Annotated in this window: 11 protein-coding genes and 1 tRNA gene; 6 read left to right on the top strand and 6 right to left on the bottom strand. The window is 62.9% G+C overall.

The genetic code is table 11. From position 1 onward, the window contains the following. Window positions 1–78 precede the first annotated feature (78 nt). The 3 genes from DZG07_RS20295 (at window position 79) to DZG07_RS20280 (ending at window position 1,730) form a co-directional block, all read left to right on the top strand. Window positions 79–540, top strand: a complete 462-nt coding sequence (locus DZG07_RS20295; protein WP_091914345.1) for a phasin — start codon at window positions 79–81, stop codon at window positions 538–540. Between the two features lie 270 nt (window positions 541–810). After that, window positions 811–887: transfer RNA gene (locus DZG07_RS20290), tRNA-His, on the top strand. Between the two features lie 588 nt (window positions 888–1,475). Beyond that, window positions 1,476–1,730, top strand: coding sequence for a hypothetical protein (locus DZG07_RS20280; RefSeq protein ID WP_091914349.1), 255 nt, complete (start codon window positions 1,476–1,478; stop codon window positions 1,728–1,730). A 34-nt stretch (window positions 1,731–1,764) separates the two neighbouring features. On the opposite strand, the gene xseA is transcribed toward DZG07_RS20280, so the two are convergent. Next, on the bottom strand, window positions 1,765–3,330 hold the full coding sequence (gene xseA, locus DZG07_RS20275) for an exodeoxyribonuclease VII large subunit (protein WP_119820193.1): 1,566 nt from the start codon (window positions 3,328–3,330) through the stop codon (window positions 1,765–1,767). A 125-nt stretch (window positions 3,331–3,455) separates the two neighbouring features. On the opposite strand from xseA, the gene DZG07_RS20270 reads away from it, so the two are divergent. Together DZG07_RS20270 and DZG07_RS20265 are read left to right on the top strand one after the other, a co-directional pair. Beyond that, entirely contained in the window at window positions 3,456–4,400 is a 945-nt protein-coding gene (locus DZG07_RS20270; RefSeq protein WP_091914353.1) for a DMT family transporter, read from the top strand. Between the two features lie 39 nt (window positions 4,401–4,439). After that, window positions 4,440–5,477: a zinc-dependent alcohol dehydrogenase family protein gene (locus tag DZG07_RS20265; protein WP_119820190.1), complete on the top strand. Its 1,038-nt coding sequence runs from the start codon at window positions 4,440–4,442 to the stop codon at window positions 5,475–5,477. A 277-nt stretch (window positions 5,478–5,754) separates the two neighbouring features. On the opposite strand, the gene DZG07_RS20260 is transcribed toward DZG07_RS20265, so the two are convergent. Then, a complete protein-coding gene (locus tag DZG07_RS20260; RefSeq protein WP_091914357.1) occupies window positions 5,755–6,711 on the bottom strand; it encodes a LysR substrate-binding domain-containing protein in 957 nt (318 codons plus the stop codon). Between the two features lie 182 nt (window positions 6,712–6,893). Between DZG07_RS20260 and DZG07_RS20255 the strand changes: the two genes are divergently transcribed. Beyond that, window positions 6,894–7,184 (top strand): DUF1127 domain-containing protein, encoded by a 291-nt coding sequence (locus DZG07_RS20255; protein WP_091914359.1) that lies wholly within the window; start codon window positions 6,894–6,896, stop codon window positions 7,182–7,184. 104 nt (window positions 7,185–7,288) lie between these two features. Here DZG07_RS20255 and DZG07_RS20250 read toward each other — a convergent pair whose 3' ends face one another. From DZG07_RS20250 to DZG07_RS20235, 4 genes are all read right to left on the bottom strand, one after another. After that, window positions 7,289–7,513 carry a type II toxin-antitoxin system HicB family antitoxin gene (locus DZG07_RS20250; RefSeq protein WP_119820187.1) on the bottom strand — a complete coding sequence of 75 codons (225 nt, stop codon included), beginning with the start codon at window positions 7,511–7,513 and terminating at the stop codon, window positions 7,289–7,291. Continuing rightward, window positions 7,506–7,745, bottom strand: a complete 240-nt coding sequence (locus DZG07_RS20245) for a type II toxin-antitoxin system HicA family toxin (RefSeq protein ID WP_119820184.1) — start codon at window positions 7,743–7,745, stop codon at window positions 7,506–7,508. The genes DZG07_RS20250 and DZG07_RS20245 overlap by 8 nt, the downstream gene beginning before the upstream one ends. A 20-nt stretch (window positions 7,746–7,765) precedes the next feature. Continuing rightward, window positions 7,766–8,842 carry a DUF937 domain-containing protein gene (locus DZG07_RS20240; RefSeq protein ID WP_091914364.1) on the bottom strand — a complete coding sequence of 359 codons (1,077 nt, stop codon included), beginning with the start codon at window positions 8,840–8,842 and terminating at the stop codon, window positions 7,766–7,768. A gap of 92 nt (window positions 8,843–8,934) precedes the next feature. Next, window positions 8,935–10,308 carry a glutamate--cysteine ligase gene (locus tag DZG07_RS20235; protein WP_119820181.1) on the bottom strand — a complete coding sequence of 458 codons (1,374 nt, stop codon included), beginning with the start codon at window positions 10,306–10,308 and terminating at the stop codon, window positions 8,935–8,937. Window positions 10,309–10,487: the final 179 nt, after the last annotated feature.

Below are 10,487 nucleotides of genomic sequence, written 5' to 3'. Positions count from 1 at the left end.
CATTGGCTGCGCTATATCAGGGTTACGCATGAACGAGACCGGCTTTCGCAAGGTCGGTCCACCGAAAAGGATGGAAATATGTCCAAGACCGCAACCAAAACCGCTGAATTCGCCAACGTTGAATTCCCGACCTTCGATGCCTCCAAGGCCACCGACCAGTTCCGTGCCTTTGCCGAAAAGGGCGTCGAGCAGTCGAAGGAAGCCTACACCAAGATCAAGTCCGGCGCCGAAGACACCCAGAAGGCCCTCGAGTCGACCTTCGAGACCGCCAAGGCTGTCGGCAACGACCTGTCGCTGAAGACGATCGCCACGCTGCGCACCAATGCCGAAACCGGCTTCTCGCATCTTGAAGCCCTGGTTGCCGCAAAGTCGCTGTCCGAGCTGATCGAGCTGCAGACCTCGTTCCTGCGCAAGGGCCTCGAGACTGCCGTCGAGCAGGCCAAGGAATTCCAGGCCGTCTCAACCAAGGCTGCCACGGACGTGACCAAGCCGATCAAGGACGTCTTCGAAAAGACGTTCAAGGACTTCAAGGTCGCCTGATTTCAGGTGACTTCATAGATACCCGAAGGGCGGTACCTCCTCCCACCAAACTTCGGGCATGACGGCCGGAATCCTCCTCCCTCCGGCCAGATACAAGGAAAAGACCGGCACCTCCTCCCGCCGGTCTTTTTCTTTTTGGGCAAGGCGTTGCGCGCTTTCCTGTGGCTCTTATTCGCCCTGCGGCCAAATTGACCGGAATAACCGTCGCCAAGCGTCTTGAAATCTCCGTCGTTTGTCCGTATTGGAGCGCTTCGCCAGACAATGGCCTGCGCGGTTGTAGCTCAGTTGGTTAGAGCGCCGGATTGTGGATCCGGAGGTCGGTGGTTCGAGCCCACCCAACCGTACCATTCCTTTCTCCATGATTTCAGGCAAATGCTCTACAAGGCGGGCGACAGCTCCTGCGCCCGTGAGGTCCATGCCATGCAGATGCCGGAAAACCACGAGCATCTTGCGGGAGTCAGATGTCCAGTTTGATTCCGCAGAGGAGGAGGTAGCACTCCACAAAGCGGGCATGTTCCGGGTCGCCTCGCGGGGGCATCCGACGTCCGCCATCGTAACGTTCAAGGACGCGCGAACACTGAGCTCCGTTCACCGCAATTGCGTTTGGGGCAAGCAATAGCAAGCCGCTCAGGAAGACGCATCCGGCACTGGCGGCGAGGAAAAGATAACGCTTGTCCATGGCGACAAGGATATGGCGGGCGAACGCGCAAGACAACCGCTGATTGCCGCCGTATCCAGCCGGACATGGCTCGGCCATCTTTCCCGGCACCGCCAAAAGGCAACATCGCGATATCATCATGTTCGCGCTTGTTTTTATGCTTGATTGGAGCGGTTCCTGGAAAAATGCTAACTTGGCTCGTCGCCGCGCGATGTCCACGGGCACCGGCGATCGAGAGACAAGACGTGCTCCCGCCCCTCGAAAAAAGGGAGTAGGCATGGCCACAAAATCGCCGGCGCAACCGACAGGACGCGTCTATTTTCCCGACGAGCTCAGGCTGTTGCGGGAGATTTTCGACAATTGCACCGCTGGCCGGGCCGACCGCGAAAAAGTGGCCGGCATCGTCGCCAAGCGGCTGATGGACGCTTATGAAAACGGCATCAGGGATGAGAAGCTGTTGCGGCTGATAGCCGTTGGAAACCGCGCTTCCCTGGCAACGCGCCCAGCCACGACCGTCCATCATCATCTCTGACAGGCGCCTGGCGCTTTGCCGGGTTCAAGACATCCTAGAACAGCGAACCCTGCGTGCCGGGGACTTTGGCCTTGGGCGCGGGTTTCGGCTGCGGCTTGGGCCGCGCGGCGCCTTCACCGGCAACCACGCCCACCGTGCCGTCGGCAAAGGTGAGCGAAAGTGCTGCATCGGTCGCCACTTCCGCTGCGCGCTTCACCAGCATGCCTTCCTCGTTCGTCACCAGCGCAAAGCCGCGCTCCAGAATCGATTGGTGCGACAGCGTCGACATCAGCCGCTCGGCCTGGGTCAGGCGGCCGCGCAGCCGCTCCAGCCGGATTTTCGTCACCTGATCCATCCGCCGCTGAAGTGCGGCCAGCCCATCGCCTGCAAGCTTCTGCCTGCGCATCAGCGGTTCCGGCCCGATGCGCTGCGCGGTGCGGTCAAGCCGCGTGCGCCGCTCGCGCAGCATGGCGCGAAGGGCGGCATAGGCGCGGGCGATGTCGCGGTCGGTGGTCCTGCGGGTTTCCGCCAGCCGGCGGTCGAGTGTCGCCGGCGACAGGCGGATGGCCGAAAGCCGCGCCCGCTTGCGCTCGGTGCTGACGATCAGCGCGCGCGAAAGCCGGCTGGTCGCCTCGTCGAAGTGCCGGCGCGGCAGTGCGAGCAACTGGTCGGGCGAGGGCAGGGCCCGCGCCGCTGCCCTCAGCGCCTGCCGCTTGCGGTCGAAATTGCGCGATATGCAACCCTTCAGCCGCGCGCCGAGATTGGCCAGCGTCGCCTCGAGATCGGCCTTCACCGGCACGGCGATTTCGGCTGCACCCGTCGGCGTTGGCGCACGCACGTCGGCCACCAGATCGACCAGCGTCCAGTCGGTTTCGTGGCCGACCGCCGAGATCACCGGGATGCGGGACGCGGCGACGGCGCGCGCCAGCGCCTCGTCGTTGAAGCCCCACAGGTCCTCCAGGCTGCCGCCGCCGCGCGCGACGATCAGAAGATCCGGCCGGACGATCGCGCCGTCCGCCGCCAGTTCATTGAAGCCGCGAACCGCTGCCGCCACCTCCGCCCCGGAGGTGTCGCCCTGCACGCGCACCGGCCAGAGCAGCACATGCAGCGGAAACCGGTCCTTGATGCGGTGAATGATGTCGCGGATGACAGCGCCCGTCGGCGAGGTGATGACGCCGATGACCATCGGCATGAACGGCAGGCGACGTTTGCGCTCGCTGTCGAACAGGCCTTCTGCGGCAAGCTTGCGCTTGCGCTCTTCGAGCAGCGCCATCAGCGCGCCGGCGCCGGCCGGCTCCAGATTGTCGATGACGATCTGGTATTTCGACGACCCGGGGTAGGTCGTCAGCTTGCCGGTGGCAATAACCTCCATGCCCTCTTCGGGGCGGAATTTCAGCCGGCTCATCGTGCCTTTCCACACCACCGCCTCGATGCGGGCGCGATCGTCCTTCAGACTGAAATAGGCGTGGCCGGAGGAATGCGGCCCGCGATAGCCGGAAATCTCGCCGCGCACCCGCACATTGCCGAAGGCGTCCTCGACCGTGCGCTTCAGCGCGCCGGAAATCTCGCTCACCGTATATTCGGCAGCGTTGGTTTTCGATTCGGGCAGAAAATCACTCATGGCGCGATTGGGGCCATTCCGGTGCGTCGGGTCAAGTCCGTTTGCCCCTACATATCGTTTGTCTCAATGTTTCAATCAGAAGAATTGGATGGACGTCTGCCACTGCGAAGACCTACCTCAGGCGCATGAGCACGCAGACCGAAACCATCGCAGCCCCTCAGGCATCGTCCGCAGTCGACAGGCCGTTCCAGCCGATGGACTACGGGCTCTATGTCCTGACGGTGCTGTCGTGGAGCCTATCGTGGTTTGCGATCTCCCTGCAGGTCGGCACGGCTGTGTCGCCGGAGGTCAATCTCGTCTGGCGTTTCGCCATCGCCACGCTGCTGATGTTCGGCTGGGTGATCGTCAGCGGCAAGCAACTGCGCTTCCCGCTCTCCGACCATCTGCGTTTCGCATTGCTCGGCGTGCTGATCTTCTCGTCCAACTTCCTGTTCTTCTATTACGGCGCGCTCTATCTGGTCAGCGGCCTTTTGTCGGTGGTGTTTTCGCTGGCGTCCGTCATCAACATGCTGCTGGGCGCCATCATCATGCGCGAGCGGCCTGCGCCGCGTATTTTGATTGGCGGTCTGCTCGGCTTTGCCGGTATCGCGCTGATGTTCTTCCCCGAAATCGCCGCCCATGGCCTGTCCGGCGGCACGCTCACCGGCCTGCTTCTGTGCATCGCCGGCACGTTTTCTTTCTGCCTGGGCAATCTGGTCTCGGCGGCCAACCAGCGCAGAAAACTGCCGCTGATCTCCACCAGCGCGTGGGGCATGCTGTACGGCACGATCTGGGCGGCGTTCCTCGCCTTCATGCTGGGCAAGCCCTTCATCATCGCCACGACGGTTTCCTATCTCGGTTCGCTGGTTTTCCTGGCGGTGGTGTCGACGGTGATGGCATTCGCCGCCTATCTCACGCTGCTCGGCCGCATCGGCGCGGCGCGGGCCGGCTATGCCACGGTCATTTTCCCGGTCTTCGCGCTGCTCGTCTCGACCGCGCTCGAAGGCTATGTCTGGACCGCCTATGCCCTCGCCGGCATCGTCCTTGTCGGGCTCGGCAATGTGCTGGTCATTCGCGGCGGCCGGCGATAGTTTCGCGATCTTTCCAATCCAAAGCCCCAGGGATTATCGATGAAAGCTGTTCTGTTCGAGCATTTCCGCGAAGCGCCAGCCGTCCGCAACGTGCCGGACCCGAAGCCTTCGACCGACGGCGTGGTCATCAAGGTCGAGGCGACCGGGCTGTGCCGCAGCGACTGGCACGGCTGGATGGGCCATGACGCCGACATCGTGCTGCCGCATGTGCCGGGCCACGAACTTGCCGGAACAGTGCAGGCGGTTGGCCGCCAGGTCACGCAATGGCGTGTCGGCGACCGGGTTACGGTGCCTTTCGTCGGTGGCTGCGGCCATTGCCACGAATGCAATTCGGGCAATCACCAGGTCTGCGAACAGCAGTTCCAGCCGGGTTTCACTGCCTGGGGTTCGTTCGCCGAATATGTCGCCATCGACTATGCCGACACCAATCTGGTGCGTCTGCCCGAAGAGCTGGATTTCGTCACCGCCGCAAGCCTCGGCTGCCGCTTCGTCACCTCGTTCCGGGCCATCGTCGATCAGGCGAAAGTGCTGCCCGGCGAATGGGTGGCGGTGCATGGCTGCGGCGGCGTCGGCCTGTCGGCGATCATGATCGCCACCGCCATGGGCGCCAATGTCGTCGCCATCGACCTCACCGAGGAAAAGCTCGCCTTCGCCCGAGAGCTCGGCGCCGTCGCCACCGTCAACGGCGCAGAGCAGGACGTCGTTGCAGCCGTGAAGGAAATCACCAAGGGCGGCGCGCATGTCTCGGTCGACGCGCTCGGCCACCCTTCCACCTGCTTCAATTCCATCGCCAACCTGCGCCGGCGCGGCCGTCACGTTCAGGTCGGGCTGATGCTCGGCGACCACGCCACGCCGCAGGTGCCGATGGACAAGGTCATCGCCCATGAGCTGCAGATCGTCGGCAGCCACGGAATGCAGGCCTTCCGCTACAAGGCCATGATGGACATGCTCGAAACCGGCAAGCTGAAGCCGCAGAAGCTTGTCGGCAAGCGCATCAGCCTTGCAGAAGCGCCCGTGGCGCTGATGCAGATGGACCGTTTTGATGGGACGGGGATCAGTGTGGTCGACAGGTTCTGAGTGGTCGCCAGTATTTCTGTCGGCTGCCTTCTCTCAGTTTGCGGTTGGGTAATCGCATTTGAAATACCCCCACCCCTAACCCCTCCCCACAAGGGGGAGGGGAACTTTGCTGCACGGCCGCCCAACCCGAATCTTTACCGTTCTTGGTGGCAACGGCGACGAAATCGTCCCCTCCCCCTTGTGGGGAGGGGGTAGGGGTGGGGGTATTTCCACCACGCAGGCCATCGGAGAATGCACATGCGATAGCCCCTAGCGAGAAGGTTTTCGCAGCGCCGCCTCACCACCCCGGCATGACATGGCTAGGCTTCAGCCGCTTGCTGCGAATCCCGGTAAGTGCTGCAAAATCGAACGTGCCCGTTTCCTGAACAGCCGGTACCGAGATGTTGTCGAGACTTTCGGCGATGTGCCGGGCCAGCGCCTCGACGATGTGGGCGCTTGCGGTGTGGCCGCGCATGATGCCGATCTTGCAGTCGGGCAGGGCGCCGAAACCGTCGGCCTCGCCAAGCACGCGCATGCCCGGCCTGAGTGCGCATTCCGGCAGCACCGAGATGGCCAGTCCTGAAAGCACCGCGGCGGTGATGACGGTGGCCGACCAGCTCGTGAACAGGATGCGATAGTCGCGCTGCATGCGGTCGAGCACGTCGCAGGCTCCGCGCCGCCAGATGCAGGTTGGGCGGCCGAAGGCCATCGGCAGGATTTCCTGCTCATGCGTGGCGTGGTTGGCCGAGCTCACCCATAGCAGCGGTTCGCGCCGCACCACTTCCGACTGCCCCTTCACGTCGTCATGCGTCACCAGCGCCAGGTCGAGATGCCCGCGCTTGATGTGCTCGACCAGATTGAAGGTCGGCTCGCAGATGACGGTCAGTTCGACGCGTGGGTTCGACCGGGCAAAGCGCGCCATGATCTCGGGCAGGAAGCGGTCGGCATAGTCGTCGGGCGTGCCGATGCGGATCGTGCCTTCCAGGCTGCGGTCGTCGAAGGCGGCCAGCGTCTCGCGGTTGAGGTGGATCAGCCGCCGGGCATAGGAGAGCAGCTTCTCGCCTTCCTCGGTCAGCTTGTTGGTGCGCCCGTCCTTTTCGAAAAGCGGCTTGCCGATGCGCTCTTCCAGCCGGCGCATCTGCATGGAAACCGCCGATTGCGTGCGGTGAACCTCGTCGGCGGCCCTGGTGAAGCTGCCGGTGTCGGAAATCATGATGAAGGTTTGCAGTTGATCGAGATCGAGCGGCGCGGCCATGACTTTCATCCATCATCGATGTTGATGATAAAGATTAAAAACATTCGTTGGATTAATCAATACGGCGATGGCAAAGTCATAAGCGTCCACAGGAAGCGACGCAAAACACCGATGCGGAGCGCGATCAGCGCGTCACCGTGCGGAGCGGTTTCCTGTGTCCGAGCCCTTGAAAGGAGAGTGCCATGACCACGATCGATTACGCCGCCAAGACGATGCAGCCTGCAGTCCGTCCGGTGACTGCGTTTCGCGTCGTGAACTGGCTCTTCAATACATATCGCGCCCTGAAAAATCGCCGCGAATTCTACCGAATGGGCGAAATGACCGACCATGAACTGGCCGATATCGGCCTGACGCGCGCCGATCTCCACGTCGTCGTCGACCTGCCGTTTGGCGTCGACCCGACCGCACGCCTCGGCTCGATGGTCAGCGCCCGCTCGGACGTGATCGAAGACATGGCCCGCCGGGTACATTAGACCCGACGCCTGAGTTTCTGCAGGCTCCCCACTCCCTGCCGGTTTCCCTCCGGCCCGCCTGCACGCTGCCCGGTCCTCGCGGACCGGGCATTTTTGTTATGGGATCAAGCCAAGGCTAAGTGGCGGGAAGGGCGCGGAATCGAACGGCCGAGATCCTGCGCTGCCTCGATCCACACCGCGATGGCATCCTGCACATTCGCAATCGCCTGTTCGGGCGTATCGCCATCACTCATGCAGCCGGGAAGATCGGGGACCACAGCGGAAAATCCGCCGCCATCTTCAGCGGACAAAGGCTCAATGACGACCGGGTACTCAAGTCTGTCAGCCATTTTTCACCTCGTCGATGAAAGCTACTAATTTACGAATATATACGGCTTTGATGGGACGTTTGAAAGGCACAGTCAGAATTTCAGGATGCGGCGGATGAAACACCTTGTAGTGCGAGCCACCCGATCGCGGTGGCAAACACTGCACTCCAGCCTCTTTACATACAGCCTTCACATCCTGAATAGACCAGTCGCCCTGCGGATTGCGGCGCATCTGTTCAAGGCGTTTGCTCATCAGCAGCGGAGCGGTCTTTGTTACCGCCGCCGGTCCATGCCTCGCGTAAACTGCTCGAAGATCGATTCCACGCCCTTCTGGTAGTCGTCGCGCTGCTGGGCGCCGGTTTCGAACATCTTGCCGAACAGATCGTCATACGGGTTCTTCGACTGCCCGCTCGGAGCGGCCTGCGGCTGTGCTTTTGGCTGTGCCCTGCCGCTCGGCTGAGCCGCGCCGCCTCCGAACATGCCTTCGAGAATCTGGCCGAGTGGATTGTCGCCGAGAGGGTTCTGACCCTGCGGCTGCGCGCGGCCAGTGGGCTGCTGTCCGGCCTGTCCACCGCCGAACATGCCTTCGAGGATTTGTCCAAGCGGGTTGTCGCCAAGCGGGTTTTGTCCCGATGGCTGCGCCCTGCCGGTGGGCTTGGTTTGCGCGCCACCGCCGAACATGCCCTCGAGAATCTGGCCGAGCGGATTGTCGCCGGCGGGAGCCTGCGCCTGCCTCTGCGGCTGGCCTGCCTGGCCGCCGCCGAACATGCCTTCAAGGATTTGCCCGAGCGGGTTGTCCGAAGGGCTCGCCGATTGCGGCGCCTGCTGCTGTTGGGCAGCGCCGCCCATGCCACCCTGGCGCATCATCTGCTCGATGATGTCACCCAGCGGATTGTTGCTGCCGCCGCCAAGACCGGCTGCCTGAACCTGATTGGTCGACTGCTTGAACAGCCCGCCCATCACCATCGTCGCGATGGCCGGCAGCATCTGCTTCAGCACATCCTGGCCGATGCCGGTGGCTTGCGCCGCCTGGCCCGCAACCGCCCGCGAAAGATCTTTCGAGCCGAACAGATGGCCGAGAATGCCATTGCCTTCCGCCATGCCGGCAGGCGAGAAGGCTGCCGCCGGGTTCTCGAAATATTTGGCGTGCTGGCCACTCGCCATTGCGCTCAGAAATGCGCCGGCGCCATAGGGGTCGGCGGTGTTCTGCTTAAGCCCTTGCGAAAAGGCCGGCAGCAAGGCCGCGACGGCCGACTGCGCCTGCTGCGGCGACAGCCCGAACTGCCGCGCCAGCGCATCCATGCCGTTGCCGTTCTGGGCATTCGTCAGCATGTCGAATAGTGAAGCCATTTTCGATCTCCTCGGAGTGTCTCGCCGGGAAGCAGCCTAACCCAAACCCGTGAACCCGCCTACGGGATTGTTACGGGTGAATGCAGAGACCGTTAATACGCATATTCGAGGAAAGCCGGCTCGATCGAGCCGCCCCAGCGCGTGTGATAGGCGTTGAGCATTTCCTGCGCGCTGGTGGTGCCGCGCGCCACGACTTCGTCGAGCGTGGAGAGGAACGTCGTCTCGTCATAGCCGTCGCGGTTCAGCCGGGCGCGGTTCTTCAGGCCCTTGCGCGAAATCGCCAGCACCTCGCGCGAAACCTCGCGCAGGTCGGTGTTGCGGAACGGCGCGCCGATGCCTTGCGCCGGCACGGCGTTGCGCATCGCCAGCACTTCCTCATAGGTCCAGCTTTTCGTCAGCGCTTCGGCCGCATCCAGCGCTTCCGCGTCATAGAGCAGCCCGACCCAGAAGGCCGGCAGCGCACAGATGCGCCGCCACGGCCCGCCGTCGGCGCCGCGCATTTCCAGAAAGCGCTTCAGCCGCACGTCGGGAAACAGCGTCGACAGATGATTGGCCCAGTCGCCGATGGTCGGCATGCCGTCCGTCAGCTCCTTGTGCGCAGCCCCTGCCATGAACTGGCGGAAGGTTATGTGGGTCATGTCGTGATAGTGGCCGTCGCGGATGACGAAATACATCGGCACGTCGAGCGCCCATTCGACATAATCGGCAAAGCCGAACTCCGGCGAGAAGCAGAAGGGTAAGAGGCCCGAGCGCTGGTTGTCGGTGTCGGTCCAGATATCGCCGCGCCAGCTCTGCAGTCCGTTGGCGTGGCCGTCGGTGAAGGGCGAGTTGGCGAAGAGCGCCGTCGAGAGCGGCTGCAGCTTCAGCGAGACCTGCATCTTGCGGCGCATATCCTCTTCCGAGGAGAAGTCGAGGTTCACCTGGATCGTGCAGGTGCGGTACATCATGTCGAGGCCCTTGGTGCCGACCTTGGGCATGTAATTGGTCATGATGTCGTAGCGCGATTTCGGCATGCGCGGCGTCTCGGCCAGTGTCCATTTCGGGCTGCCGCCGAGGCCGAGAAAGCGGATGCCGAGCGGCTCGGCGATTTCGCGCACCTGCGCCAGATGCGCATTGCCCTCGCGGCAGGTCTGGTGGATCGTCTCCACCGGCGCGCCGGAAAGCTCGAACTGTCCGCCGGGCTCCAGCGAAATCGCGCCCTGTCCGGTCGGCTCGACCAGGCCGATGATGCGCTCGGCATCGACGATCGGCTCCCAGCCCAGCGTGCGCTGCATGCCTTCCAGAAGCGCGCGGATGCCGCGGTCGCCGCCATAGGGCACCGGGCTGTTGCCGTCGACATAGAAGGGGAATTTCTCGTGCTCGGTGCCGATGCGCCATTTTTCGCGCGGCTTGTTTCCCTCGGCCAGATAGGCGACGAGTTCGTCCACGCCTTCGATCGGCCGGAAATCGGTGGTGTCACGCGCCATGGTCTACCCTCTCGCCGCTCAAAAAAAGCGTCGCGCTTGATGGACGCAATCATATCTCGCGATCAAGCGAAAAATCCTGAACTTTGGTTCAACTCAAATTGAGCATGCTGGCGAATCGAAAAAGCGTCGAAAATCATGCTCAAAACGACAGTGGGCCGTGCCTTGAACCGCACATTCCC

The sequence above is a fragment of the Mesorhizobium sp. DCY119 genome, assembly GCF_003590645.1.
GTDB lineage: Bacteria > Pseudomonadota > Alphaproteobacteria > Rhizobiales > Rhizobiaceae > Mesorhizobium_M.
The sequence above is the reverse complement of the archived record's forward strand: the minus strand, read 5'-3'. Positions and strand labels throughout refer to the sequence as shown.

Coding starts and splice junctions, on each gene's coding strand:
- DZG07_RS20295 (WP_091914345.1), top strand. CDS start 79: ATGTCCAAGACCGCAACCAAAACCGCTGAATTCGCCAACGTTGAATTC.
- DZG07_RS20280 (WP_091914349.1), top strand. CDS start 1,476: ATGGCCACAAAATCGCCGGCGCAACCGACAGGACGCGTCTATTTTCCC.
- xseA (WP_119820193.1), bottom strand. CDS start 3,330: ATGAGTGATTTTCTGCCCGAATCGAAAACCAACGCTGCCGAATATACG.
- DZG07_RS20270 (WP_091914353.1), top strand. CDS start 3,456: ATGAGCACGCAGACCGAAACCATCGCAGCCCCTCAGGCATCGTCCGCA.
- DZG07_RS20265 (WP_119820190.1), top strand. CDS start 4,440: ATGAAAGCTGTTCTGTTCGAGCATTTCCGCGAAGCGCCAGCCGTCCGC.
- DZG07_RS20260 (WP_091914357.1), bottom strand. CDS start 6,711: ATGGCCGCGCCGCTCGATCTCGATCAACTGCAAACCTTCATCATGATT.
- DZG07_RS20255 (WP_091914359.1), top strand. CDS start 6,894: ATGACCACGATCGATTACGCCGCCAAGACGATGCAGCCTGCAGTCCGT.
- DZG07_RS20250 (WP_119820187.1), bottom strand. CDS start 7,513: ATGGCTGACAGACTTGAGTACCCGGTCGTCATTGAGCCTTTGTCCGCT.
- DZG07_RS20245 (WP_119820184.1), bottom strand. CDS start 7,745: ATGAGCAAACGCCTTGAACAGATGCGCCGCAATCCGCAGGGCGACTGG.
- DZG07_RS20240 (WP_091914364.1), bottom strand. CDS start 8,842: ATGGCTTCACTATTCGACATGCTGACGAATGCCCAGAACGGCAACGGC.
- DZG07_RS20235 (WP_119820181.1), bottom strand. CDS start 10,308: ATGGCGCGTGACACCACCGATTTCCGGCCGATCGAAGGCGTGGACGAA.